Here is a 24,747-nt window from a genome sequence, read left to right on the forward strand (position 1 = left end):
CCTTTACTTTACTCGCAGGTTTTTGCCGTGAACATCGCGATAAGCCGGTAGGGCGCCTAAGGCAGTTGCTTCGTAAACTCCGCGAGCGACGGCGCGAGCTAAACAATCCGCAGCGACAAGGCCGATGCGATTCACGAGGTCTGCGCGTTCTTGAATGTCGGCGCCCCAGGTTCCCGTTGATGCCGCAAAAACAGTGTCACCATCAAATGGCGTGTGCACCGGACGGATCGAGCGGGCATATCCATCTTGAGCCATGATCGCTACACGTTGCGCTTCGGCTTTTGTCAGGCGAGCATTGGTGGCGACGACTCCGATAGTTGTATTTTCTCCGGCTTGATTTGTCAGACTGTCTAACGGCGAACCTGTCCACGCTTCTGCGGCTGAATTAAAATCGATGGCAGATGTTGGAATCGGTTGGCCGCCCATTTCATTCGCTTGTTCAAAAGGCCACGCCCAGAAAGAAGACTGGCCCGGCATCACCGCCGTACCCACGCAGTTGACGGCGACGATAGCGCCGATTTGTAAACCGTCACCAGAAACGGAAGAGGCACTTCCTAGTCCGCCTTTGAAAGGTCCTGCTTTGGCGCCGTAACCGGCTCCCGCGCAACCCAATTTAAAATCTAAAGACGCAGCATCAAGAGCGGCACGTCCCAGGTTCCAATAAGGGGATTTTTCTCCCCAGCCTTTATCGCCGCCATTGAGTAAGTCAAAAAGCACCGCACTTGGAACAATCGGAGCGCGAGCTGTTCCGATGGGAAATCCAATTCCGCGGGAAGCCAATGTATCTGTAACTGCAGAGGAAGCACCCAAACCGAAAACAGAGCCACCGCTTAAGACGATAGCATCCACACGATCCACGAGACAGCTTGGATTTAAGGCGTCGGTGTCACGCGTACCCGGAGCACCACCGCGCACGTCAACCGCGGCCACTGCGGGATTATCAAAGAGGATCACGGAAACACCACTCCAAGCTTTTTTATCTTCAGCTTGGCCGACGCGAATAGAGTCAACATCTGTAATGCGATTGCGAGCGCCGGGACGGAAGTTGTATTTCATCATCATACTCCTTGGTTGAGAGCTTGATGCTAATGTCTATCCAGCGCAGGGATCAATCTAAAATTAGTTTGGAACGCGTAACTACCACCATGCTTCATTTTTATAATCGTCATTCACGGCGACGATTTGTCCAAGACGAGGTGTGACTAAGTTGATCCCTCTAGATACTGAAGCTTCTTGCAACTTCAAAATGGGATCATTCCAGGCATGAAATGCCAGGACAAACATGCCCCAGTGAACGGGGAAAAAGCGTTTCGCTTTCAGATCTACGTAAGCCTGCATGGATTCGTCAGGAAGCATGTGCACTTCCTTCCACTTTTCATTGTATTGACCACATTCTAGGAAAGCGATGTCGAAGGGACCATATTTTTCACCGATTTCTTTAAAGTGGACGTCGTATCCAGAGTCCCCGCTAAAATAAACATTGTGCTTATCACTTCTTAACACCCACGAAGCCCAAAGAGTTTCATTATCCTTAAGGCCGGTGCGCCCTGAAAAGTGTTGAGCGGGTGTGGCGATAAATTCAATTCCATCCACGCTGTGTTTTTGCCACCAATCCAATTCCGTGATGCGCGAAGATTCAATACCCCAACCGACAAGGTGAGAGCTGACCCCCAGGGGAGTTAAGAAACGCGCCTTTTTATCTTTGAAGAACTGAATGGAAGTCATGTCGAGATGATCATAGTGGTCATGCGAGATCACGATGTAATCAATCTCTGGCAAATCACTCAGATCTAAAACAGTTTTTTGGAATCGTTTTACCATGAATGAAAAAGGCGCGGCACTTCCTGAAAAAACAGGATCCACTAAAATAATTTTGCCATCCATATTCAATAGAAATGTGGAGTGACCGAACCAGATTGTTTTTAAATGGTCCGAAGGTTTTAAGAATTCCGCCAAGTCTGGTTTCACTTCGGGAAGGGGCTGGGTCGGAGTGCGATTTTCCCCCTTGCTAAACCATTCTTTGAAAGTCGAAAAAGACATCGCGCGCTTGCGCATTTCTTTAATGGCTTCTTGCTGACGGTTGACGAAGACCTTTTCATTCTTATCGTAATTCGGCGATTGAGCGAATTTTTCTTGAAATTCTTTTCCAGGACGGGTTCCAAATGCAGCGCAGCCTACCATATAAAAGCCTCCTACAAAGGCAATAAACAAAGTGAGAAGAACAGACGCCGTTTTCATAAAACCTCACAAAGTAAACGGTTGTGTTTACTTTAGGGTGAATGCGGACAGTTTTCAATAGAAAAGTAAACGAAAGCGTTTACTTTCATAAAAACCCATGTAAAATCAGGGATATGTCAAAAGAAGAAATCTCAAAGAAAATCAAGGACGCCGCCGTTGCCGAATTTATGAAGTGGGGATTGGATGCCGCTTCTATGGAAGACATTGCCAAGGGCGCTCAGGTCTCAAAACGAACTCTTTATAAGTATTATCCGACCAAAGAGGCGGTTTTTGATGACATGGTCTTAGAGCTGGTGGAGGTCGCTTGCGGAGGCCCTGCCATAGTCTATTCAAAAAATGAAAGTCTTGAATCACAAATAAAAGACCTCGTGGAAAAAAAAGCCGAGCTTCTGACTTCAGAAGAGTATTTAACAACGGCTCGCATCGTTTTAAGTGAAGTTATGAAGGGTAAAAAGCTGAGCGCAAAACATCTGGCGAAGTTCAATGAGTCGGAAACGAAATTCTTAAAATGGATTGAATCGGCTAAAAAGGATGGAAAAATCAAAGCGAAGATTTCGAATGAGGTTATTGCAGAGCAGATGCATGCTTTCATCAAAGGTCAGCTTTTCTATCCAGTGCTTTTTGGAATGAAGAAAGTGTCGGCTAACGACGTTAAGAACATTAAAAAGATGACAGTTGAGTTCTTCTTTAAGATGTTTTGTTAATTATCTAGTTAGGTAAAATGCTATGAAATGGAAATCGGACCAAAAAATTCATATTGACCTAAAACCGCCTGAGGGAAAGATCACTTGCGATTTCACTGATGAATTGGAAACAATCTCAGTTAGATCTTATGAGGTGACGGTGACGTACGGTGGGCCGCATGAAGAGGTGAAAACCTGCCGCGGAAAGATCGCAGACTTTGTTACCGAAAATAAGATTGAATACATGGTGATGTCCGATGGCACCAAGATTCCACAAAACGCGATTCGACGGATTTCTTCGGAATAACTACTTCTTTTTCGCGGTCTTCTTTTTTGTGACTTTCTTGGAAGCGTTCTTAGCCAAGGCTTTCTTCTTTAGTTCCTTTTCTTTTTTCGCTAGACCTTGCACAAAGCTGCGTGCCTCGTCTTTTTCAGCCTGAGAGATCAGATTGAATTCTGTATTCGTGAGTGCTCCGATAAGCGCGTAGGCATAAATGCTGTGGCGATGTTTCGGATTCATTGCGATCAATTTTAGAAGGGTTTTCTTCCAACCTAGTTTAATGAACTGTTGCGGGGTTTTTATTCCCGCCTTCAGAAAATGTTTTTCGCTTTCCGCACCTAGGTTTTTTAGGTCGGAAATTTTCTTCGCGCGTTTCAGGACTTCCTCTGCAGGTTCGTCTGTAAACATACGTGGACGGGTGGTGTCCATCTTGTCGGGAATTCCGCGAAAAGGGTCTTTCTTGGTTTTTAATTTTGATTTGGGAATGCTTCCCCAAAAACTATGCGGACGTAATACTTGTTTAAGCACTTCGGTTGCAAGTTCATCAAAATGCTCGGTGTGCACCGGAAGATAAAGCCACTTTGGTAAAATTGGATGGGGAATTAAAAATGGACAGCGTTGCAGAGCCTGTTCTTGAAACTCTTTATCCACCGGGAACATGCAGCCATTCCATAGATCGAAGTCGTACTTTTTTCCTTTGTAAGTGCGACTGCCGCCTTCGCTTTCAAAAATAAGAAGAACGGCTTTGTCCTCGATATAGTAAATAAAACCGCCGAACATCGCTTTTCTGCGATAATCGCCTTCAGGAAGTAAGCTCTCTATCCATTTCAGTTCTTGCGGTTCCTTTGCCATAAAGCAATTTTCAAATAAAATCGCCAAAGGGTCAAAGGGGTTTTTAAAGTGGAGGTGCTTCCGGTAAGCTCGTTAAGATTTGTTCCTGCTCTTTTTTCATTGGGCCGATCCAGGACTCTAATATTTCTTGATAGCGCGGGGATTTTTTTAGTTTAGCAAGGCCCACTTCAAATTTTTTTAATAGAAGACGGCCTTCGTCATTCTTGGAAAAGTGGACGAAAATTTCTTCTTCGGTTAGAAGTAAAAGGATCGAAAAATTGCGAAACTCTGGATTTTCTTTCAGCAGATAGTAGTACACGAATTCGTCGATAGCGATAAAGGAAACACGGTTGGCTTTAAGCATGCGCAAGCTGTTATAGTCTGATGCCGTAAAAATTTTTTTTATCTTTTTATTTTCATCAAATTGCGGACCGAACGGAAAACCCGTAGGCAGGGCCACGCTTCGACCTTCCAGATCGGTGACTTTACCAATCTTCTCGCGAGCGAGGGGTGATAAATTTGTGACGATGAGACCGCGGCTTTTAAATAAAGACTCTTTAGGAAAAAGAAAATCTTTATTCATCTCGGAACTGTGAGCGGAATTAAAACAAGCGGGGAATTTCCCGGCCGCCGTTAAAGCCAGGCATCTTGGATAAGGAACTTGCACCAGTTGCGGTCTTTCATCCACCAAACGAAAGGCTTCTTGCACCAGATCTACTGAAAGGCCCGCAGGCTTTCCCTGTTTTTTGAACGCAAACGGAGGCCATGCGTCCTCCACCATAATTTTTGGAATAGCGGCCTTACAGGTGGAGGAAAGAATCGCTAAGAACAAAAGAAAAATCAAAGTACGCATGCCCTTGTTTTCTAACAAGAGTGCGACAGAGTCTTCTTAAGACTCTGTAATTTTAAAATTTCTGGCGAAATCACTTGGAACAGGCGCGATGAATTATTTTGTCCAAATCGCGCCGAATTTGCCTCCCGCTCCGTAAGACTGTACTTTCCACAAGCGATATCCCTGATTGCTCATCTCGTCGTACTTGCTTTGATAGACATCGCTTGTCATATCCACGACGGCGATCCATTCTCCAGGCATTTTCATCCAAACGCCTCCGAAGCGATCTCCCTTAGAAAAGGTGGCGGCTGTGAGTGATGTGCTTTTCCAACCTTGTAAAAGAAGTTCGCTGGATTTTGTTAAATACTGCTGATGATCCAGTCCATAGGTCATCTGAAATTCCAAACCATCTTGTACGAAAACCGCCGCGTGACGGCGAGTGCCTCCGACAGGATACGAGACGTAATCTTCCACTCGGAATCCTTGATTAGTCACCAGGTAATTGTACTTCGTTTGGAAGTCGGCATCGTTCATATTTGTAAACACATAGTAGGGAAGGCGGTCTGCATTCTTTTTCCACAAGGCAGTAAATCGCGGTTGTCCATTGTGCACTTGAACTTGCAGTTCGCGAGGTAGCAGACCTTTAAGATCATAAGCGTGAACAGCTTTATTAAACTCATTGGCACTCAACCAGCCTTCTGCGGCCCATGGAAAACCCACTTTATCATCAAAAGTGCCGGCTGCTTTTACGGACCCCCCCGAGTTGTAAACACTCAGGCTTTGTAAACCCAACCCCATGTTCGTGTAATAGCCTTTGTAAAAATCTACAAGGCTCCAGCTGACATTGTGAAAATCAGGAAAGTAGGGGGCGAAGAATCGAGGGAAGTTGATTGTTTTTAGCGGAGCATAACAACCTGTGTTCATCTGGGCATAGACCGAGAACGGATCCAGAAAAACCCATTCAGTGGTATTTTTTGGACTGGGCACCGCCAACATAAAGTGCAGGTGGTTGTTGGCGCGCACAGAATCCATCGGTGTGCCGTCGTCATTCAGCCCCGTACCGACGCCGCCGGCGCCGGTGTTGCCGGATTTGCCGATGTACTGTCCAGTGCTAACCCAATCACCGACATTCACCGCGATGGCGTGAGATTCCTCACCCCAATAAAGATTGCTGGTGTGAGTTTTTGTGTAACGCACATACTTTGCGAAACTGTCGGTGGCATTGGGATCTAAAGAGATGATGGCACTGGCGGCATTAATATCATGAGTGTATCCATTTCTTAAATGCATATACATGCTGCGATATTTCGATCCGTCTTTTGCCACGTGTTCGATGACGACAACGTTGCCAAACCAGTTGTCCCAAATTTTTGTAACAACGCGCCCTGGAGCGACAGCCACGACATCAAAAGAAACATCCGTCCCGGCTTGAACAGAATCTCTCCAAGAATCAATTCCCGAATGTGCTTCACCGCTGTCGTAATACCAGCCTTGGATCAAAGAAACTTCATTGCCGTCAAAAGGCAGAAAGAAGGGGAGCTGTGGGTGCAGTTTTGCGGCCCAATTTCTGGCAGTGGTTTCGTTTGAAAAAACAGATTTGGGGCCTTTGTACGTCACTTCTTTATTGGCGACCGTATCCAAGATTTTATAGTTGCAGCAATCACTGGCGACGCGTGGGGCGGTACAAAGTCCCTTGTCATCCGGGAGGCTTTTATCGGGAGGCGCAGGGAGGCCTGGATCTGTGGCGACATGTTCGTCATGATCTTCGTAAAGGCGATCAGGGCCTTTATAGATTTTGACGTCATAGATGCCACGAAGATTTACTTTTTTTTCTGCGAAAGTCGAAGGTGTCGAAAGAAGAAGAATGCAGGCGATCAGGGCGTTTAGGGCTTTCATAAAGCTCCTCCTCCAAAATCAAAGATAGGAGGAGCTTCGCAAAGGCGTAAGGTCTAGTGTTGAGATACTTCCATATTAACCAAGGCGTGATCAATGGCACGAGCCCATTCTAAATTTTTCTTGTTGGCCATCCAACCTGAATTTTTAGAACGCTCTTCCATCAACTTATCTTTTGCGGCAGGATCATCGACAAAACTGAGGGCGCGTGTTGCCACAGCTTTCATTGTTTCGTCATCTGATTTTAGGAGTTTCAAAATGTTTGGAATCGCTGGGGCTCCAGATTGACCTAAAGCTTGACTGCACCATTCGCGCACACCGTTTTCTTTGTCATGCACACAAGAACTGGCTGTTTCAAGAACGCTTTTACTGTCTTTCCATTCAACTTCAGCGAAGGCTCGCGCCGCTAACGATTTATCTGTTTGTTGCGGGGCAAAGATCTCCTTTTGCAACGCTGTCAATCCAACAGGTCCAAGACATTCCAATGCTTTTACGGCAGGATCATCGGCGTCACCCGTTTTGATCGAGGCAACAATGACATTGATTTGTTCTTCATTGAAGTGACGCGCTTTTTCTGGCAAAGAGCACACCATGCTAATCGCGAGATCTTTTTCTGAACTTTCTACGGACAAGTTTGTCGCGACGAAATTATTAACAACGTCTTCTTTTTTTAATTCAGAAACTAAAATCTTTGAAGCCAGTGCACTGGTCTTCGGCGTGTCTAAAAGATTTGTCAGTCTTTTGCTGACCCAAGCACGCTCTTCTTCACCGAGCTTCAACATCACCAAAGAAGAAGCCTCAATGACGGGAAGGGGTTCTTTATCAGTAATGCGTTTCACTAAAAGATAGCCGATCTGTTTCACATTCGCTGCACCAAACTTCATCATTTGGCTGATCGCCGCCGCACGCACGACAGAGTTGGGATGTTTTAGCATAATGTCGGCAAGTTTTGGCAGTCCGACAACAGACTTCATCTCGGTGCACCCCACGGCCTTGATGGCCCAGTAAACCGAGTCGGCATCACCTTGCGCAGTTAAAGTTCTTTGCACGAGTTTATTTTTGTCATTGCAGGATTCACCGGATTCGACGGCATTTTTAAGTTCGATAGCGATAGGGGAGGACGCTTGAATCGCGTGAGCTGATGTTGCCTCTTCCGAAGAGCTTGCCTGATCTGATTCTTCTGACGGAATCAGGGTTCTTTGAGAAAACGCAAAATCGGGCCGACTTTCGCGATAGGCTGTTGAAATCGTTCTTCCCAAGAACAAAGCCACAATTGGAACTAAAAGAAAAATGGGCCAGCTCAGGATAAACGCTGAGATACGGCTGAAAGCGACGCGTGAACACCACACAAGGACAGGACCCATCAGACTGCGGATGGCAAAGAAAAGACAGATCATAGAGACAACGGGAATCACCGCCGCCTGCCAAACGACTGGAGCCCAATCTGCTTTTCCCATTCCATAAATAATGTAAGCAAATGCAATGGCCACTGCCGCGCGAGCAAACCACCACCAAGGATTTGTTCTTAAGTAAGTGGGCAAAGAATACGCAATCCAGATTCCTGCTTTTGTCAGAGTCCGGAAATTAAAATAAAGACAGATCGCGGCCCCCGCACCAATAAGTGCCAAGTAATATTCATAAACGAAGGGAAGAAAGCGAATGACAGTACCATCTAAAACCAAAGCCGCGATAATCGAACAGAAAAGTACAAACCACGGCAAGATCAAATAGCGAAGGGCATTGAATTTCATTTTTGAATAGCCTCCAGGTCTTGCGACGAGTGATTAAAATCCTCTCGAGCTTAACACAGGACGGCTATGTGAAAGATTATATTTGGCCGGACCTAGACAGAAGACAGAGTTATTGCGAGACCTTTTGAAATCCCGTCAACCACTCGGTTCCGAAATAAATAAATGCGAGCAGTGGGAATAAGAAACCCACCCACGAAGTGAGCATCCATCCTCCATGCGCATAAGCCCACGCACCGACGTAGCTGCCCACGGCTCCACCCACAAAAATCGTCGCAACATAAAGACCGTTGAGGCGACCCCGAAGCTCAGCCGAGAGAGAAAAAATCGCACGCTGACCCAAAACCAAGTTCGCCGTGATGCCTGCATCCAATAAGATCGCTGCGAACACAAGAATAGCTAACGCCCATCCCGAACCTGGCGCAAAAATATGTGTTATCAGAAATGACACTGACGCAGAAATCATAGCAACGGTCGTAGCTTGTCGACTGAATCCTTTATCGGCCATACGTCCAGCAAGGGGGGCAGACACCGCACCTGCGACTCCGGCCAATGCAAAAAGAGCAATGGCTGTTTGAGAAAGATGAAACTCTTCAACAAGTAATAAAGGCGTCGTTGTCCAGAACAATGAAAAAGCGCCAAACATGAAGGCTTGGTAGATCGCGCGTCTTCTTAAAACGGGAGTTTCTGCAAACAGATTTCCCATGGATGCCATCAACTTCGAATAGCGAATACCCGTATTGGTAGGTTGTCTTTCGGGCAGAAGTTTATAAAGTGCTAACCCTAGTAAGAGCATCAAAGCGGCAGAAAAATAAAAAACCGCGTGCCAAGAAAATAAATCCGTCAGAAGGCTCGAAATAGGACGCGACAGCATAATACCAATCATCAATCCGCTCATCAGACTTCCTACGACACGACCGCGTGTTGCTTCGGGCGCTAAGTGAGCCGCATAAGGCACGATCACTTGCACCGTTGAAGCACCTAATCCCACGGCTAAAGCCGCAAGAAAATAGGGAATCAAACTTGTCGCGAAAGCCAAGCCCAGCAAGCTAACGGTCGTTAGCAAGATCATCGTCAAAATCAGTTTTCGATTTTCAAGAATATCGGCCAGGGGAACGATCATAAGGACACCCAGTCCGTAACCCACTTGAGTCAGAGTCACAACCAAGCCCGCCAAAGAAGGATCTAGATTGAGAGCCTTGCTGATAAGCCCCACCAGAGGCTGCGCATAATAAAGGTTGGCGGCGACAACACCGACCGCCAGGCCTAAAAGCAATATAAGAGATTTAGAAAGCGAATGAGAGGAGGAAGCAGAGGAAGACATAAGAACCTTCGTTTGTTAGATACCTATCGAACAATAAATAAACCTGTTCTTGCGTTGGCGCAAGAAGAATGTTAGATATTTATCTAACAATGGAAACTATCGATCATCCGAAACTTAAAGATATCAGTTTGGAACAAGTGCTAAAAGCACTCGGGGATCCTGTGCGTCTCTCCGTTGTAAAGCAGCTCTTGAAGGATCCTGAAGGTGAAATTGCTTGTGGATCTTTTGACTACTCCGTGACAAAGGCGACGTTTTCTCATCATATGCAAATTTTGCGTGAAGCGGGTGTGACTCGCAGTCGCCAAGACGGGACGAAAAAGCTTGTGTCTTTGCGCCTTGACGAACTGGAAAAAAGATTTCCCGGCTTAATTGAAGTGATTCTTACGACTAGATAGATTTATCGAGCGCACTCTTTGAGAAGTCCAGCGCATCTATCTAATATCGTCACACGAATATTTTCCCGATGCACCAAAAGCTCGGGGAGTTTTGTTTTTTGTACAATACGATAAAGTTGAATGGCTCTTTCTAAATCGGCCAGACGTTGTTTCTGCGGTCCACGCGAAAGAGGAAACTTCGGCAGTGTTACGTTGGCAACGACACTTTTTTGTACGTCGGTAACCCAGTCTATTTCTGTTTGAGTTAAATAAATCGTCGGGTGAAAGCGAGTTCCCACATCTTTGTTTTCATCGGCTTGTTTTAACTGCGTATTTAACCAATGAAGTTCTTTAAGGATGTGATTGAGGTCGTCATCATGCTTTTTTCCAAATAGCTGAAAGACGACTTTCTTCCAGGCCGCACAAAAATCTTCAAACGTGATGTCTTTCGCTTTCTCATAAAGCGGTGGGTTCGTGATGTAATTCATGGTGCGCTGTAAAACATCCGCCGAAATGACGCTGCTATTGCTTTTTAAACTGACACGCATCAGGTGATGCGCCCAGCTTACGATATTAGAAACAGCACGACTGTCGACAAGACCTGTGCGGAAATTCAAGTGGAAGTCTTCCCATACCAAAACGTCGACGGGACGCTCTAGAAGTGCATCTAATGAACTTTTTTTTCTTTCGGCTTTAGGCAAAGAAAAGAAGGTTTCCAGTTGTTTCGAGAACTTTTCAAAAGTGTCCGTCCAAAGATTTTCTCTTTGGCAAGTTTTGTAAAGCTGAAAGGCCTTCATCGGATTTGGTTCAGCTTCATCCAGCAGGGCATTGATTCTTTGTTCAAGCAAACGTGGAAACGAACTCCAAAGTTCTTTGATCATAAACAAATATTAACACGATCCTATCTGGAAAGTGCATTTGCGTATTCTGTCGAACTTCTAGACGATCAGGGCTTATGAAGAAGCCCTTACACCTGTAAGCTCATTTGGAAGCGGGCGTCGCCAGCTACTCCGAAGCTTGTCACATCCATAGTGCAGCCGCCGTTGCTTGCCGCCGCTTTGACCAAAAGATAGTTTCGTTGTCCATTACCCGCGATACGCCGGTTGTTCGGTATAATATCTGGTGAGCCGGGAATATTCCTGCTGTGAATAGAACTTGAAGTCAGTTCGAAAGTTTCATAGCCAAGAGCTTCTTTTTCAATTTTAGAAATCTCACTGTAGTGAACATCGCCGGAAGCAAAAATAACTTTGCGCGGAATCAGTTTCAACTCTTGCAAAAAGCCTTTGAAGTTGTCGGGATGATCCCCGGAAACAGATTCTTTCCATGGGACATTTGGAAAGAACTGACTGCCATTCATCAGCCATGTAGTTCCTGGGTTTTCCCGGATTTTTTCGAAAATCCAAGTTTCCTGTTCTTTTCCCCAATGCGCATAGCGGTCTTTACTTCCACGGCGTTGGCGGAAGCTGCGATCGTCTAAGAGCAGAATCGTCTGATTCGAAAACTTTAGCGCACTGGCGATGCCGGGACCCTTCTCAAGAATATGGCAATGGCTGGTATCTTGGGCAAAGAAATTGAGGAAATTTTCTTGGGACTCTTTGACGAATTTAAAATCGACACTGTTGGTGTCGTTCAGTCCGAAATCATGATCATCCCAAGTGGCAAAAATAGGGATCAGACGGCGGCTGTAGTATATTTCTAAAGTGTGGCGTGCTTCACAGAAGCGATTCCAAAGATGCGCGGGGTCAGCTCCTGTCAGAGGAGAGTCGCTATCTGCATAAACAGAATCCCCGATGAACAACAAAACATCGGGCTTTTTTTGAACCATATTCTGCCAAATTTCTGGCGCATGCTCGCGATCATTCATACAGGAACATAAAGCGAAACTTAAATCTGGTTTGCTTAAGTCCAGAGTTTGAAATTCTCTTTGATCTAAAAGCTCTCGCGTAACGGCATTGACCAGGTGAAGCTCGTAGGTCTCGTTGACATCCAAGAACGAAAAATAAACTTTGGTGATCTTTTTAGTGTGATCGCGAAAAGCGACAGTGCGGGTAAAGTCGGGAATGCGCCGACGTCCGCCAGAGTCTACGGCATAAATGTCTAAGATCTCGGTGTTGTTATGAACTATCGAAAACTGTGTCTTGGTATCGTCCGTAGCACCTTGCAAGATCGAGGGACCTGACCTGCGCAGAATTTTTGGAATTTGATAAGCATTTGCTTTTCGCGTAAGTCCCAGAGCGGCGGCCTGAAGAAGGCCCAGCTTAATAAAGTTTCTTCTTTCGATTTTCATGAACCAATCCCTTTTTGATCAGACAAGTTCAACAAGTCTTGGTTCAAAAATGAAGTTAGGTTCTCGTCATGTTGGCAAATGGCAAATAAAACTGTTTAGCTCTGTTGTGCGAACAGCTTTTCGATTTTGTCCCATTTTTCACAGGTGTCGGTACGAATGGTGATCTCTTCTTGGCTCCAGGGATTTTGCATTCGAATCGACGTGGCCTTCAGGCACAGTCCACGAATGTCCAGGTGATCGCGAAAGAAACGGTTGTGATGGGAATCTCCGTGCTCGATGTCACCCAAAAGAGGATGAGCGATTCTGTCAAAGTGTCGGCGAATCTGATGCCAGCGTCCGGTCACCGGGTTGACTTCCACCCATGAATAGCGCGCCGTAGGATATTTCTTGCCGACCGGAAAGGGCAGTTCCACCGTGCCCCGTCTTTTGTAAAGTGTCGTTGATTCCGCAAGCACGCGGCCTTCATCGATTTCTAAGGGCAGATCTATGCGCCCTTCTTCTTCGACAAAACCGCGGACGACCGCTTGATAGGTCTTGTGCATTTTGCGATCTGCAAAAAGCCGGTTTAATTCGCGCGCCGAATCCCGGCTCATGGCGAATAAAAGAACACCACTTGTCGGAGCATCCAGACGATGAACGGGAAAGACATCTTGGTTAAAATGTTTTCTAAGATGATAAAGACAGATTTTTTCGCGAGGAACGGGATAAGGTGATAATTCAGGGGGATGGACAAAGTATCCCGCTGGTTTATCAATCGCAAAGAAGTGTTCATCCTGAAAAAGAATTTTAAACGGATTCATAGACGGGGAACATATCAGAACTCGCTTGGAAAAGGAATTTTAAAACTTAAGGCATATTATAAACGCGAGCAGAAAGGCAGGCGGCGCTCCCGCTGGATTTATGAAAGCAATCCAAGGGAGTCACAATCACATTTTTTCCCATCATCTCTAATTGATCGATGATCTCCTTTACGTCGTCACCTAAAACAATGGTGTTACCGACTTCGACCATGTTTAAGCCAAAATTATAGGCAGCTTTCTCTGAGGCGGGGATGAGCCTTTTTAGCTCCGTTAGATTTGACAGGCGTTCCCAGGCCTCTTCAGAAAAAGCCTCGCGACAAGCAAATGCGGTTCCATCACTGAGAACTGCGCAAGCCAAATCCAAGTGAAAAAAACGCTTAGAAACAAGTTCTAAAGGTACCGTTTCGATACCTAAAAAATCCTCCACTTCGTTAATGGCACGATATTCCGTTCGCTGCCCGTAACCCACCAGTGCCTTTTTCCTAGAAGGGAGCAAAGTTAGGTCGCCGCCTTCGAAATAATTTTCAGCTTCTCCGGCGATGCGAAAACCAAGATCTCTAAGGCCATGTCCCCGATGGTATTGTTCATCTCTGCGTTCATGATGTCGAGGATGCGCCATAAAGGCCATGCGCTCACGGCCATTATCGATCAGCAATGCACTGTCTTTCACAAAGACAGAGTCTAAATCATCAGGCACGAGAGGAACTTCAAGCACCTGGGCTCCCGCTTTTCGTAAGACGTGACGAAATCGTTCGTGCTGTGCGCAGGTTTCCTGACTATCCCAGATGGATAATTCTTCAGCGTCACAGGTGCTTACGACCAGGGTCGGATGTGATTGTGCCTTCATTCAGTGACTCATTTCATAAGTACCAACAAGATCGGCTTCACCCAAAATATGACCTTTCATGGCCTTCAACAAATCCTCTTTGGTAAGAATGCCATTCTGAGGCAAGAACGTATTCAATGCATAAATTTTGTGGTGATAGTGGTGCTTGCCAACAGGAGGGCAGGGGCCGCGGTAGCCTTCGGCCTTCCAGTCGTTTTGCACTTCTTGAGTTTCTTCCGGAAAGTCGTGAAAGTTTTCAGGCAGTGCATGAATTTCTGCGGGAATATTATACACCACCCAATGCACCCAAGTTCTTTTTGGAGCTGAAGGATCTGGAGCGTCGGGATCATCCACGATGATCGCATAACTTTTCGTACCTTGAGGTGCGCCATACCATTCGAGTGGCGGCGACATATCATCGCCTTCGCAAGTGTATTGTTTAGGAATCTCGCCGTTGTTTTCAAAAACAGGCGAGCTTAAGGTGAAATCAGTTTGCATAAGTGACCTCCAAAAAAATAGGGAAGCCATCCCCCTATAGAACGACTCCCCTATCTATTGAATTAAACTTTGCCAGGATGCTGTGGGTTCTGATGGGTTTTTTCCATTTTGTCTCCAGCATCGTGGATTTTTTGACCCACTTTCGGAGCACCCATATCAGAAATTTTACGTCCTGCTTTTTCAAGGCTTTCACCTACTTTGTCAGCGAAAGAATCTCTTTTAGAGCCTGGTTTATTCATTTCAGCCATACAGCCTCCTTTTTATTTATTATCTCACTTTCAGTTCGCTCCTAAAATCACTGATGTGCGAAACTTGTGCTCACACACGAAGAAAGAAAACAAATTACTGGCTTAAGTCGCGATCCTTTTTGCGAGGTTTTTGATGAGTCGCTAGATACTCGTCCGTTTTGGCGGCGACTTCTTCAATGCCTCCGGGAGTGTATTTAAAAGATGCTCCCAATTCCGTTTGCGGGCTGTCTTCAGCCCCTTGATTTTGATAGCCGTGCAAAGAAGCGTCCAGCGCGTCAGCGGCGCGATCCATTTGTTCCTTCACGTCCACTTCACCACGCATGAAATCTCCCGGCTCATCTTCGAGGGGTTCATAGGAGCGTGTTTTAGCACCTAAGTTTTCATCATCGGGACGAAGATTGCTTTTATTGGTCAAATCCTGATCGTTCAGAATTTCGTTTTCGTCGCGTGTGTTTTCCGAAGGTTCGCCACGGGAAATTTGCGTGAATTCGGGGATGGGGGTGCGATCTCTGTCAACCATGGAAACCTCCTATTTCGCCAGCACTGGATTTCTTCTTCCATCCAGCATTGTTGATCCTCGGCGACGCAGTTCTTGTTCTGCGTAACCCAAGCTAATGCCCCAAACAATGTGGGAAGCAAACATCATAAAATTTCTTTTCTTAGTCATATTCGGTGCCGATGTTGAAAGACCCATGCTAGGAATTAAGCCGTAGTAACTAGCAAGCCACACGCCCACTCCAAAAAGACTTCCTTTGACGACAGGATTCCCCGGAAGTTTCGAAGCAAGTATCGCATACACGGCGCCTGCCGCAGCTCCGTAACCGAAATGGGACACCATTGTGAACATCTGTTGCTGCTGCGATGTCAGATTTTTTGCGAGGCCTGTTTTTTCACCGATCTCTCGGCTTAAAAGGGCTGGAGGAAGCGGAGCCTTTTGTAAAAAGGGCAGACTTTTAAAAGCCTGAAAAAGAGAAATCGTCATCGAACTTGTTGCCATAACTCCGGCCCAAAGACCACGAAGCAGTGTGTTCATAGATGCCTCCTTATTACCAACCTCATTATAGAGGATTTCAGAGGAGATGATCCTAAGAACGCTCCTTTTCTGTCGGAGATCACAGCCACAGAGCCCTTTATCTAGGATTCTATGATGACTTTTTAATAAAAGTTTGCCATTCTGTTTGATGCCCTTTGCTCGGGTTAAAAAAAGGAATTCCAAGTGTTTTTAACGCCACTGACATTACTGCAAATTTCTCAGCTTCGTGACTCTGGAGAGCGTGTGCCATTCAGCGAGCGCGAGGCTTATGTCGATGGTTTAGGGCTTTTGGAAGATCAAGGTCTTGAAGGTTACGAGCTTCTTTCTAAAGACGAAGAGCCGTTACAACTTCTGCTGTTCTTTCACGATGCCCAGCTCAACAAGGGTGTTAAAATTCGTATCGAAGAGATGAACTATCAGGGCGCCTTGAATTTTTCTTGTGAATTCTGCGCCCAACATTTTCCTAAACTTGAAAACTGCGCACACAAGTGGGCGGCCTACGTCACTTTATGGCAGGCTTTGACTTTAAATGAAAACAAAGAAGAAAATCCGGTTCTGTTAAAGCTTGCGCAAGATCTTAAGTCGCCTCTTTTTTTAAGCCAGGGAAAAACGGCAGAGGCCCGCAATGCGATTCCTAAAGATTGCCAATTGGATTCGTTAAGTTTGATTCTAGAAGATCATCCTCTTTTAAAAGGGTCTCCGCTAAATTCTTTTTTGGATAAAGACTTTAGCAAGTACCGCTTGCAGGACATCAACAAAGAAAAAGAGCTTTTATCTCCGATGCTTTGGAATATGCCCGAGGTTTTTAGAAAAAAGCTCACCGCTTATTCCGATTTCTATCTGAATGAAGTGAATGAACAGAATCGTTTGGCGGGCATGATTCGCTATAACTTCAGTAACGGAATGCAAGTGAGTGCAAAAGATATTTTGCGTCATCCTTTGCATCGCGTGGTGCCTCGCCATCTTCTTCCGCAAAAAGCGTCACAAACATCTGCTTTTAATCAGTGGCCTTTGACTCAGCAAAAAGAACATCTTTTTGTCAGCCAAAATTTGCGGGAACTGGAAGAGGTTGTGCAGCAGCTTCTAAGCACCGTGGCAACCCAGCTTCGTCAAAAAAAGATAGATCTTTATTTGCAAACTAAGAGCACGAATATGCGTGCCTTGCAGATCAAAGATATTGAATTTGATCCTAGCACCGAGCTGGATTGGCGTTGCGAATTTGTCGAGCGTGACTATTTAGAATGTGATTTCAAGCTTGTCAGCGGAACGAAGAAAAACTTCCAGTTTTTTGAAACTGTCGCCCTGGACCCGGAAAGCGGAACTTTGATGGTGCACCCATGGCTTCGGGAGTGGAATCAGCTAGAAGAAGTTCTTTACAGTGTTTCTCAGGAAAATGTCACTTGGGTGCATCACCCCGGTGAAATGCCCATTGTGTCCGTTATCGGCGAACTCGAAGCAAAATCAGTTTTAAAATATCTGCGTTCTCGCCAAATCCCCACGAAGGTGACGGGGACATCGGTGACACTTTCAGCGGGGCAAGGCCTTATAGCTTTGCAGTTGGACGACAAAGGTGAATTTTACGTTGAACATAAGGCGCGCATCAAGGGTCAGAAAGATTTATCTCGCAAGGGATTCACCCCACGAACGACCTTGTATCTTCAGGCGATGTCAGAGGGCTTGGCTTTTTTACTTAATGCCGATGCAAAAGATGTGGCGACACGAAGTCGTTTAAAACGCGACTGGGATTTAAAGCTCTTAAGGCACTTAGGAATTATCCAGTACTTAGTTTTCGAAATTTTGAATCACCACTTCGATGGTGGCACTTTGTCTGATGGACGAAAAGTCGCTAAAGAAGAACTCTTCACGGCTTTGCACGAAAAGGTGCAGACTTTGTTGGTAAGTGGTTCAGGGCTTGTACTTGCCCGAGACATGACACTGGAAGAGCTTTGCTCAAAACCAGTGCTTACAAATTTTGAAGATTTTGTTCGTAAAACTTTTGAAGTTCTAAATTCTTCTGAGTCTTTTTATTCAGACCAAGGAGAAGTGACTTTAGAGGGCCTGGTCGAGCGTGAATTCCGACTGATTTATGAAATGCTCAAAGAGTGGGCTATTTCTACGAATGGTGAAGCCTTTAAAAAATCTCGCACTTCCTTGTTGTCAAAAATTTGGAGTGGCGACCCTGATGCCGATCCTTATTTGGCCAAAGGCACCTTCCATTTGCCGTCTGCGAAAAAAGATGTGCCCCATTTGCACGAGACGCTAGAAACTTTCCAGGCTTTGATTCCTTTTGGATTTCAGATTTACTTCAACGGGCAACCTTTGCAAGAGTTGCAGGAAGACGAATTTAAAGTCGACTTCATTCTTCAATCGGATGATGAAAAACGCGACATCAATTGGTTTGAACTGAATCCGAAGTTCTTCTTGCGCGGTGAAGAGATCGATCCCATGAATATGCGCAACTTCGGCAGCGGCGGCGTGATTGAGTATCAGGGGAAATTGTTCCTGGTTCCTCGAAAGCAGATGCCATCTTTGCGTCGATTGGAAAACTTCTGGTTGAAGCTGCAAAAAGGCAAAAAGGATTCGGCGAAGAAAAGCATCGGCGATAAGGTGTATCAACTGCCAAGACATCAAGTCCTTGAGCTTTTGGCTTTGCGGGCTTCAGGTGTGGGTATTCGTGGTGATGAAGAATGGAAAAAACTTTGCCTATTCTATGACAGCCTCGGACAAGAGAACCGTGAAATTCACATTCCAAAAACTATTAAAGCGCATCTTAAGCCCTATCAATTAAAGGGCGTGCAGTGGCTGCAAGATCTTTATCGTCTGCGCCTGGGCGCTTTGCTGGCCGATGATATGGGTCTTGGAAAAACGCTGCAAACTTTGACCTTCCTTGAAGATTTGCGTACCAAAGAAGATTTGGGACAGGTTTTAATCGTGGTGCCTTCATCTTTGATCTTTAACTGGCAAAGCGAAGTGGAAAAGTTTGCTCCGGAATTGCCTTTCCGTGTTTTCACTTCTAAAGATCGAAACAACATCGGTAAAAAGCTAGAACTGAAAGAAGACGTCGTCGTTATTACGACCTATGGTCTTTTAATGGAAAACGAAGACTTCTTAAGTCAGTATCAATGGAAAGTTTTGATTTTCGATGAAGCGCAGAATTTAAAAAATATCACGACCAAACGTACAAGCTCTGCCAGAGCCCTTAATGCGAGATTTAAAATCTGTCTGACGGGAACGCCGATGGAAAACCACTACGGCGAATTTTATTCTTTGGTGGATTTGTTGGTGCCAGGCAGTTTAGGTCGCCTTGAAGACTTCCGTCGTCAATTCGTCAATACGGAAATGGTGACTCGAGAAGAAATTGAAGATCTCAAATTAAAAATGAAGCCTTTGCTTTTGCGCCGGACGAAAAAAGAAATTTTAGATCAGCTTCCGGAAAAACAAGAAACGAAGGTGAGTATCGCCTTCGAAGACAGACAGCGCGAAATTTATAGAGATATCGCTTTATCATACAATCAGCGGGTTCAAGAAAGCTTATTGACTCAGGCCGAAGCCAGCGTGCAACTGCAAATGTTGACGGCACTTTTGCGTTTAAGACAAGCTTGTTCGGATCCCGCGGCTCTTCCAAATGTCAGATACGATCGTGTGCCACCGAAATTGGAAGCCCTTCAAGATTCTTTGCAAGAAGTTGTCGAATCCGGCGAAAGTGCTTTGGTGTTCACGCAGTTTATTCAAACTTTGGAACACACTGTGGAGTTGCTCAAGAAATCCAATATTCCGGTTTTTGCATTACATGGTGGAGTGCCGACAAAACAAAGACAAAAAATTTTAGCGGATTTCAACGCCACTAAAGGCGGTGCCGTCTTAGTTATGACCTTAAAAACGGGTGGAGTGGGCCTCAATCTGACGAAGGCCAGCTATGTCTTTCACTTAGAGCCTTGGTGGAATCCGTCTGTGGAAAACCAAGCCACAGACCGCGCGCATCGTTTAGGTCAAAATAAAGCGGTGCAAGTTTTCCGTTACATCATGCATGAGTCTTTGGAAGAAAAAATTGAACTTCTCAAAGGCCGTAAAGACAAAAAGTTTCAGTCCTTGTTCTCAGCGGCGGAAACTGCTGGAGAATTAGGCCCAGGATCAGGTGCTTTAAGCAAAGAAGACTTCGATATTCTTCTGGGTTTAAAGTAGCGGTATTTTTTATTTGACTAAAGAACCTGTTCTGCGCGAAGTTGCCAGGCAACTAGGGGTGCTAGCGACCATGGGGGTTGCTGGCTGAGAATGACCCTTTGAACCTGATAGAGATAATGCTCGCGCAGGGAAGGTTATGAATAAGATATCGATGCTGGCGTTCGCCGGTTTTTTGACGCTCTTTTTTTCCACAAACTCATTTGCTAATGAAACGACGACCACTCTGTCAGAGTCGGCTCTTTCTTCCGTTACGATTTCAGACAGTCAAGTGGCGGATTCAGAAGTCAGTGGTTTTTTTGACGTATCGGTCAAAGAACTGCCAGCCTCGCTGCATATTCTATCTGCCAAGAAATTAGAAGAAAACAATGTGCAAAGACTTTCAGAGATCACCACTTTAGATGCCTCGGCGTCTGATTCCTACAATGCCGCTGGGTACTGGGACGCGCTTTCCATCCGCGGATTTACTTTGGATAATCGTACGAGCTATTTACGCGAAAATCTTCCCATCAACGCAGAGACTTTTATCGCTCTAGAGAATAAAGAACAAATCGATATCTTAAAGGGCTTAAGTGGGGCTCAAGTCGGAGTCTCAAGTCCGGGTGGTGTTGTGAACTACAAGGTGAAAAGGCCCACCATCAAAGATTTGCGCGCAGTGAAGATGCAAGTCGGTGAGCAGGGAAGTTTTTTAACGGCGGCTGACGTTGGCGGAAGATCCTCTTCGGCCCCCCAGTTTGGTTACCGCGTGAACCTGGCTCAAGAAAATCTGGCGCCGGAATTAGAAAATGCAAAAGGCAGCCGTTCTTTGGTTTCTTTTGCGGGTGATTGGAACCTGTCTTCGGCAAGCCTTTTACAGACGGAAGTGGAGTGGTCTCGCCGTTCTCAACCCAGTCAGGCGGGTTTTAGTCTTTTAGGAAATAGACTTCCGGATCCGGTGAATCCACGACTGAATTTGAACAATCAAGAATGGACTCAACCCGTGGTCTTTGAAGGAGTTGCCGGAAGCGTCGGATTAAAACACAGTTTCAGCTCTTCTTGGAATCTTCAAGCAGTTGCCGGTTTCCAGAATCTTGTCACGGATGATCGCTTGGCTTATCCGTACGGGTGTTCAGCCGAAAATAACTACGATCGCTATTGCTCTGATGGAACTTACGATCTTTATGATTTTCGCAGTGATGACGAAAAGCGTGCGACTTATTCTGGAAAAGTGTCTTTCGATGGAGTGCTGCAAACGGCTGCGCTCAATCACAAGGTCAGTGTGGGAGTCATGACCGCAAATCAACAAACCCGCGTGCAAAAACAAGCTTACAACTATGTGGGTGTGGGAAATGTCGAAGGCACGGCTCAGCTTCCTCAAGACCCTGCACTGACAGATGAAGGAACGAATCGCGATTCGAAAACAACAGATGTTTTTGTTTTTGATAATCTTAAATACGAAAATTGGAATCTATGGTTGGGCTTACGCCACAGCATGATTAATCGTGAAAGCATCCGCACGGATGGCAGCCGGGCGGTGTCGCACGACCAGGCCTTCACTTTACCTTGGTTTGCGCTCTCGTATGATTTTGAAAAACTCATAGCTTATGCCAGCGTCGCTCAAGGTGTGGAATCTTTCGTGACCCCGAACAAAGTCGACTACACACGTGCCGGCGAGTATGTTCCCGATGTGATCAGTCATCAATATGAAGTGGGTCTTCGTGGAAACGAAGAAAACACTTGGTTTGTTACGGCCTTTCACATTGACCGACCTTTGATTCTGGATCAAAAGCCCTTATACCAAGTCGATGGAACGGCTGAACATCAAGGGCTTGAGTTGGGTGGTGAATACCGCCTTTCCAAATGGCTTCTTGAGGGAAGCGCCATGGTTCTTAAAGCCCGTCGTAAAGATGCAAGTGTGGCAGAGAATCTTAATGATAAAAATCCGATCAATGTTCCTAGTCACACGTTGCGTGCGCAAGCGTCGTACCTAGTTTCCGACATCAAGGGTCTGACACTTAACACGCGCTTAGTGCAAGAAGGTTCCCGCGCTGTGACCGCCGACAATACGGTGACCTTACCGACGTGGACTCGCTGGGATGTGGGCGCTTCTTACAACGCGGCTATCGCGGATGTGAAAACTCAGTGGCGCGTTTCCGTGGATAATGTCCTGGATGCACGCTACTGGAAAGAATCACCTGAACAGTACGGGCACTTGTATCTATATCCAGGGCAGGCAAGAACTTTTTGGTTAAGTCTGCAAGCCGCACTTTAACATATCGCTCTTTTTTCAGCGCAGCCTTATAATCAATGACATGAAAATCTTCACTGTAGGTTATGAAGGCTGCGATATTGATGAGTTCACAGAGGGGCTCAAGGAAAAAGGTGTCACCCACGTCGTGGATGTACGAAAAAATCCATTAAGTCGTAAGCGTGGTTTTTCGAAGAAAAAGCTAGCAGAAGAACTTGCGAAAAAAGACATTGCCTACACACATATGCCCGGCCTCGGTGTGCCAACGCTGTGGCGTAAGCAAGCAAAGACCCATTTAATCACGAGGGAAAAAATGTTTCGTGATTACGTAAAAAAGGTCTTACCGAAGCAGCAAGAAGAAATTCTGCAGCTTTTAAATCTGGGAAAGAAGAAAGGCCTGACACTTTTATGCTATGAAGCCGACGCTTCAGACTGTCATCGGCGTTATGTGGCGGAAGAAATGGATCGCCATCAAAAAGGCAAACTCAAGATCGAAAACTTAGTACTTAAAGATCAAGAGGGAATCTTTCTTTTCAATATCGGGAAGAGGGGCCGAACCTCTTCCGCCTAGTCATCCAAATAGGATTTCAGTTCTTTGAGGTGATAGTTCCATCCCACTTTAAAATCTTTCATCGTCGAAGATCTTAAAGCTTCAGGAAGGGTGTCCCAACCTTCGTGTTTCACGGTCAGGGTGCGAACAGATCCCTTATCTTCGATAATAAAAGAACATTGTGTGTTGGCGTTCTTGGGCCAATTTTTTTCTTTCCACGTGAACGAGATCAGTTTTTCATTTTTAACGGCGGTGACTTTGCCGGAAGCCAATTGCTTTTCGCCTTCGTCATTTTCCCAAGGTTCTTTAAATGAGCCGCCGACTTTGGCTTGCAAGACCACGTCATCACTCCACCAGTTTTCTAATTCTGTGGAATCAGTAAGGGCTTTCCAAATCCAGGCAGCGGGAGCTTTTATGCTGACAGAAAGTTCAATGATGTCTTTCATGGTGAAACCTTTCGTTAGATACCAAACTTCTTACGCATTTTTTCGATGTCTTGCACGTGTCCACGAACTGTCAAAGTCAGACCGCGATTGTCGTAGTTTTCTGAAAGGACGCGCATCTTTGCGCGGATTTCTCCGATCGCACCTTGAACATCGTAGGGGATAAGAATCTCTTCATCGATCATCGCGGTTTCAAAATGCTTAATCAAACGAAGACGCAAATTGGCTACATCTTCTTTGTTGTGTGCGGATAAGAATATCGCATCGGGATATTCCTGCTGCAATTTTTCACGTTCTTCCGAAGACAAGCGGTCCACTTTATTTAGAACCAGGATGCTATCCAGGTCGCTCGCTCCCACTTCGTCTAAAACTGATTTCGTTACTTGCAATTGGGAGCGGAAAGTAGGATCCGAAGAATCCACAACATACAAAAGCAATGAAGCATTGGCTGCTTCATCCAATGTCGATTTAAAAGAGGCCACAAGGTCATGCGGAAGTTTTTTAATAAATCCGACAGTATCTGAAATCAAAATCTTGGGGCGGGATTCAGGATACAAAACACGCACCGTTGTATCTAAGGTCGCAAAAAGTTTATCGGCCACCAAGACTTCACTGCCAGTCAGGGCGCGCATCAAAGATGATTTACCGGCATTCGTATAGCCGACTAAAGCCACAGAGATTTCTTGATTGCGACGCGAACGACGCGTGATGTGCTCTTGAGAGATCGCAGAAAGCTCTTGTTTCAACTCTTTGATGCGATCGCGGATTTTACGACGATCGAGCTCGATGCTAGTCTCACCAGCACCTTTACCGCCGATACCTCCGCCACCGCGGTCTTCTCCTCCCGCAGTTTCGCGCAAGCGAGGTGCTACATAAGTAAGTCTTGCGATCTCTACCTGAAGTCGCGCGGCCTTGGTGCGTGCATGGCGGCTGAAGATCTCAATGATGACACCTGTGCGGTCTAAGACCTGAGCTCCTGTGGCACTTTCCAGATTACGAAGTTGAGAAGGGGACAGGTCACAGTCAAAAATAACCACTTGGGCTTTTTCGCGAGGCACTTCCGATGCAGAATCCAGGGACAGATCTTCGCTTTCTTCAGGAACATCTTCAAAATCCTCTTCGATCTCAAAGTCATCTTCCTCTTGATTTTTTTCAAAACGCAAAGCCGCCTTGTGTTTCTTTTTCACCACCATCGGACCGACAACGCCGGTCCCGCCCGTCCAAGAGGCTAATTCTTTCATTTTGCCGTCACCTAAGACGGTGGCGCTTTTGGTAGAGCTGCGTTTTTGTGAGGTTTGCCCCACAACTTGGTATCCCAAGGTGGTTACCAGGCGAGAAAGCTCTGCCAAAGAGCCTTGGGTCTCTTCATCGGAAACACGCGGAAGTTGCACACCCACGAGAACAGCTTTAAGAGGTTTTGAGTTATTAAGAATGTCCATGAGGCCACCGTGAA

General features: G+C 45.9%; 23 protein-coding genes and 1 riboswitch. Of the genes, 6 read left to right on the forward strand and 17 right to left on the reverse strand.

Going from position 1 to position 24,747, the window contains the following annotated elements; translation table 11 throughout:
• Positions 1-3: 3 nt before the first annotated feature.
• Together ACLWBD_RS05830 and ACLWBD_RS05835 are read right to left on the reverse strand one after the other, a co-directional pair.
• Positions 4-1,056, reverse strand: a complete 1,053-nt coding sequence (locus ACLWBD_RS05830; RefSeq protein ID WP_413570720.1) for a P1 family peptidase — start codon at positions 1,054-1,056, stop codon at positions 4-6.
• Between the two features lie 81 nt (positions 1,057-1,137).
• Positions 1,138-2,238 (reverse strand): MBL fold metallo-hydrolase, encoded by a 1,101-nt coding sequence (locus ACLWBD_RS05835; RefSeq protein WP_413569977.1) that lies wholly within the window; start codon positions 2,236-2,238, stop codon positions 1,138-1,140.
• A 113-nt stretch (positions 2,239-2,351) separates the two neighbouring features.
• Between ACLWBD_RS05835 and ACLWBD_RS05840 the strand changes: the two genes are divergently transcribed.
• Positions 2,352-2,942, forward strand: coding sequence for a TetR/AcrR family transcriptional regulator (locus tag ACLWBD_RS05840; RefSeq protein ID WP_413569979.1), 591 nt, complete (start codon positions 2,352-2,354; stop codon positions 2,940-2,942).
• Between the two features lie 22 nt (positions 2,943-2,964).
• On the forward strand, positions 2,965-3,228 hold the full coding sequence (locus ACLWBD_RS05845) for a hypothetical protein (RefSeq protein ID WP_413569981.1): 264 nt from the start codon (positions 2,965-2,967) through the stop codon (positions 3,226-3,228).
• On the opposite strand, the gene ACLWBD_RS05850 is transcribed toward ACLWBD_RS05845, so the two are convergent.
• The 5 genes from ACLWBD_RS05850 to ACLWBD_RS05870 all read right to left on the reverse strand — a co-directional run bounded on the left by ACLWBD_RS05850 (position 3,229) and on the right by ACLWBD_RS05870 (position 9,829).
• The gene (locus tag ACLWBD_RS05850) at positions 3,229-4,053 is read right to left on the reverse strand and encodes a TfoX/Sxy family DNA transformation protein (protein ID WP_413569982.1); all 825 of its coding nucleotides are present in this window, start codon (positions 4,051-4,053) and stop codon (positions 3,229-3,231) included.
• A gap of 43 nt (positions 4,054-4,096) precedes the next feature.
• Positions 4,097-4,885, reverse strand: a complete 789-nt coding sequence (locus ACLWBD_RS05855; protein ID WP_413569983.1) for a substrate-binding periplasmic protein — start codon at positions 4,883-4,885, stop codon at positions 4,097-4,099.
• Between the two features lie 93 nt (positions 4,886-4,978).
• Entirely contained in the window at positions 4,979-6,760 is a 1,782-nt protein-coding gene (locus ACLWBD_RS05860) for a hypothetical protein (protein WP_413569986.1), read from the reverse strand.
• Positions 6,761-6,813: 53 nt separating this feature from the next.
• On the reverse strand, positions 6,814-8,508 hold the full coding sequence (locus ACLWBD_RS05865; protein WP_413569988.1) for a HEAT repeat domain-containing protein: 1,695 nt from the start codon (positions 8,506-8,508) through the stop codon (positions 6,814-6,816).
• 109 nt (positions 8,509-8,617) lie between these two features.
• Complete coding sequence (locus tag ACLWBD_RS05870; RefSeq protein ID WP_063209361.1) at positions 8,618-9,829, reverse strand: MFS transporter; 1,212 nt, start codon at positions 9,827-9,829, stop codon at positions 8,618-8,620.
• Positions 9,830-9,897: 68 nt separating this feature from the next.
• On the opposite strand from ACLWBD_RS05870, the gene ACLWBD_RS05875 reads away from it, so the two are divergent.
• Positions 9,898-10,224: an ArsR/SmtB family transcription factor gene (locus ACLWBD_RS05875; protein WP_216635272.1), complete on the forward strand. Its 327-nt coding sequence runs from the start codon at positions 9,898-9,900 to the stop codon at positions 10,222-10,224.
• Positions 10,225-10,226: 2 nt separating this feature from the next.
• Here ACLWBD_RS05875 and ACLWBD_RS05880 read toward each other — a convergent pair whose 3' ends face one another.
• The 8 genes from ACLWBD_RS05880 to ACLWBD_RS05915 all read right to left on the reverse strand — a co-directional run bounded on the left by ACLWBD_RS05880 (position 10,227) and on the right by ACLWBD_RS05915 (position 15,895).
• Positions 10,227-11,084 carry a hypothetical protein gene (locus ACLWBD_RS05880; protein WP_413569992.1) on the reverse strand — a complete coding sequence of 286 codons (858 nt, stop codon included), beginning with the start codon at positions 11,082-11,084 and terminating at the stop codon, positions 10,227-10,229.
• Between the two features lie 86 nt (positions 11,085-11,170).
• Positions 11,171-12,490: a hypothetical protein gene (locus ACLWBD_RS05885; protein ID WP_413569994.1), complete on the reverse strand. Its 1,320-nt coding sequence runs from the start codon at positions 12,488-12,490 to the stop codon at positions 11,171-11,173.
• A 95-nt stretch (positions 12,491-12,585) separates the two neighbouring features.
• Complete coding sequence (locus tag ACLWBD_RS05890; protein WP_063209367.1) at positions 12,586-13,290, reverse strand: pseudouridine synthase; 705 nt, start codon at positions 13,288-13,290, stop codon at positions 12,586-12,588.
• 46 nt (positions 13,291-13,336) lie between these two features.
• Positions 13,337-14,137 carry a dimethylarginine dimethylaminohydrolase family protein gene (locus tag ACLWBD_RS05895; protein WP_413569996.1) on the reverse strand — a complete coding sequence of 267 codons (801 nt, stop codon included), beginning with the start codon at positions 14,135-14,137 and terminating at the stop codon, positions 13,337-13,339.
• Positions 14,138-14,614 carry a YbhB/YbcL family Raf kinase inhibitor-like protein gene (locus ACLWBD_RS05900; RefSeq protein WP_063209370.1) on the reverse strand — a complete coding sequence of 159 codons (477 nt, stop codon included), beginning with the start codon at positions 14,612-14,614 and terminating at the stop codon, positions 14,138-14,140.
• Between the two features lie 62 nt (positions 14,615-14,676).
• Positions 14,677-14,862, reverse strand: coding sequence for a hypothetical protein (locus ACLWBD_RS05905; RefSeq protein ID WP_063209372.1), 186 nt, complete (start codon positions 14,860-14,862; stop codon positions 14,677-14,679).
• A gap of 94 nt (positions 14,863-14,956) precedes the next feature.
• The gene (locus tag ACLWBD_RS05910) at positions 14,957-15,382 is read right to left on the reverse strand and encodes a hypothetical protein (RefSeq protein ID WP_063209374.1); all 426 of its coding nucleotides are present in this window, start codon (positions 15,380-15,382) and stop codon (positions 14,957-14,959) included.
• Between the two features lie 9 nt (positions 15,383-15,391).
• The gene (locus ACLWBD_RS05915) at positions 15,392-15,895 is read right to left on the reverse strand and encodes a DUF6789 family protein (protein ID WP_413569999.1); all 504 of its coding nucleotides are present in this window, start codon (positions 15,893-15,895) and stop codon (positions 15,392-15,394) included.
• Between the two features lie 183 nt (positions 15,896-16,078).
• Here ACLWBD_RS05915 and ACLWBD_RS05920 point away from each other — a divergent pair, with 183 nt between their 5' ends.
• The 3 genes from ACLWBD_RS05920 to ACLWBD_RS05930 all read left to right on the forward strand — a co-directional run bounded on the left by ACLWBD_RS05920 (position 16,079) and on the right by ACLWBD_RS05930 (position 22,872).
• Positions 16,079-20,077: a DEAD/DEAH box helicase gene (locus ACLWBD_RS05920; RefSeq protein WP_413570001.1), complete on the forward strand. Its 3,999-nt coding sequence runs from the start codon at positions 16,079-16,081 to the stop codon at positions 20,075-20,077.
• Positions 20,078-20,121: 44 nt separating this feature from the next.
• Positions 20,122-20,226, forward strand: a riboswitch (TPP riboswitch).
• Complete coding sequence (locus ACLWBD_RS05925; protein ID WP_413570002.1) at positions 20,214-22,325, forward strand: TonB-dependent siderophore receptor; 2,112 nt, start codon at positions 20,214-20,216, stop codon at positions 22,323-22,325. (Overlaps the previous riboswitch by 13 nt.)
• A 40-nt stretch (positions 22,326-22,365) precedes the next feature.
• Entirely contained in the window at positions 22,366-22,872 is a 507-nt protein-coding gene (locus tag ACLWBD_RS05930) for a DUF488 family protein (RefSeq protein ID WP_413570004.1), read from the forward strand.
• On the opposite strand, the gene ACLWBD_RS05935 is transcribed toward ACLWBD_RS05930, so the two are convergent.
• Both ACLWBD_RS05935 and hflX read right to left on the reverse strand, forming a co-directional pair.
• Complete coding sequence (locus ACLWBD_RS05935) at positions 22,869-23,297, reverse strand: SRPBCC family protein (protein WP_063209384.1); 429 nt, start codon at positions 23,295-23,297, stop codon at positions 22,869-22,871. The genes ACLWBD_RS05930 and ACLWBD_RS05935 overlap by 4 nt on opposite strands.
• Before the next feature lie 14 nt (positions 23,298-23,311).
• The gene (hflX, locus tag ACLWBD_RS05940) at positions 23,312-24,733 is read right to left on the reverse strand and encodes a GTPase HflX (protein WP_413570006.1); all 1,422 of its coding nucleotides are present in this window, start codon (positions 24,731-24,733) and stop codon (positions 23,312-23,314) included.
• Positions 24,734-24,747 lie beyond the last annotated feature (14 nt).

This window comes from Bdellovibrio sp. HCB117 (assembly GCF_047305915.1).
GTDB lineage: Bacteria > Bdellovibrionota > Bdellovibrionia > Bdellovibrionales > Bdellovibrionaceae > Bdellovibrio > Bdellovibrio bacteriovorus_B.

Coding starts and splice junctions, on each gene's coding strand:
- ACLWBD_RS05830 (WP_413570720.1), bottom strand. CDS start 1,056: ATGAAATACAACTTCCGTCCCGGCGCTCGCAATCGCATTACAGATGTT.
- ACLWBD_RS05835 (WP_413569977.1), bottom strand. CDS start 2,238: ATGAAAACGGCGTCTGTTCTTCTCACTTTGTTTATTGCCTTTGTAGGA.
- ACLWBD_RS05840 (WP_413569979.1), top strand. CDS start 2,352: ATGTCAAAAGAAGAAATCTCAAAGAAAATCAAGGACGCCGCCGTTGCC.
- ACLWBD_RS05845 (WP_413569981.1), top strand. CDS start 2,965: ATGAAATGGAAATCGGACCAAAAAATTCATATTGACCTAAAACCGCCT.
- ACLWBD_RS05850 (WP_413569982.1), bottom strand. CDS start 4,053: ATGGCAAAGGAACCGCAAGAACTGAAATGGATAGAGAGCTTACTTCCT.
- ACLWBD_RS05855 (WP_413569983.1), bottom strand. CDS start 4,885: ATGCGTACTTTGATTTTTCTTTTGTTCTTAGCGATTCTTTCCTCCACC.
- ACLWBD_RS05860 (WP_413569986.1), bottom strand. CDS start 6,760: ATGAAAGCCCTAAACGCCCTGATCGCCTGCATTCTTCTTCTTTCGACA.
- ACLWBD_RS05865 (WP_413569988.1), bottom strand. CDS start 8,508: ATGAAATTCAATGCCCTTCGCTATTTGATCTTGCCGTGGTTTGTACTT.
- ACLWBD_RS05870 (WP_063209361.1), bottom strand. CDS start 9,829: ATGTCTTCCTCTGCTTCCTCCTCTCATTCGCTTTCTAAATCTCTTATA.
- ACLWBD_RS05875 (WP_216635272.1), top strand. CDS start 9,898: ATGTTAGATATTTATCTAACAATGGAAACTATCGATCATCCGAAACTT.
- ACLWBD_RS05880 (WP_413569992.1), bottom strand. CDS start 11,084: ATGATCAAAGAACTTTGGAGTTCGTTTCCACGTTTGCTTGAACAAAGA.
- ACLWBD_RS05885 (WP_413569994.1), bottom strand. CDS start 12,490: ATGAAAATCGAAAGAAGAAACTTTATTAAGCTGGGCCTTCTTCAGGCC.
- ACLWBD_RS05890 (WP_063209367.1), bottom strand. CDS start 13,290: ATGAATCCGTTTAAAATTCTTTTTCAGGATGAACACTTCTTTGCGATT.
- ACLWBD_RS05895 (WP_413569996.1), bottom strand. CDS start 14,137: ATGAAGGCACAATCACATCCGACCCTGGTCGTAAGCACCTGTGACGCT.
- ACLWBD_RS05900 (WP_063209370.1), bottom strand. CDS start 14,614: ATGCAAACTGATTTCACCTTAAGCTCGCCTGTTTTTGAAAACAACGGC.
- ACLWBD_RS05905 (WP_063209372.1), bottom strand. CDS start 14,862: ATGGCTGAAATGAATAAACCAGGCTCTAAAAGAGATTCTTTCGCTGAC.
- ACLWBD_RS05910 (WP_063209374.1), bottom strand. CDS start 15,382: ATGGTTGACAGAGATCGCACCCCCATCCCCGAATTCACGCAAATTTCC.
- ACLWBD_RS05915 (WP_413569999.1), bottom strand. CDS start 15,895: ATGAACACACTGCTTCGTGGTCTTTGGGCCGGAGTTATGGCAACAAGT.
- ACLWBD_RS05925 (WP_413570002.1), top strand. CDS start 20,214: ATGAATAAGATATCGATGCTGGCGTTCGCCGGTTTTTTGACGCTCTTT.
- ACLWBD_RS05930 (WP_413570004.1), top strand. CDS start 22,366: ATGAAAATCTTCACTGTAGGTTATGAAGGCTGCGATATTGATGAGTTC.
- ACLWBD_RS05935 (WP_063209384.1), bottom strand. CDS start 23,297: ATGAAAGACATCATTGAACTTTCTGTCAGCATAAAAGCTCCCGCTGCC.
- hflX (WP_413570006.1), bottom strand. CDS start 24,733: ATGGACATTCTTAATAACTCAAAACCTCTTAAAGCTGTTCTCGTGGGT.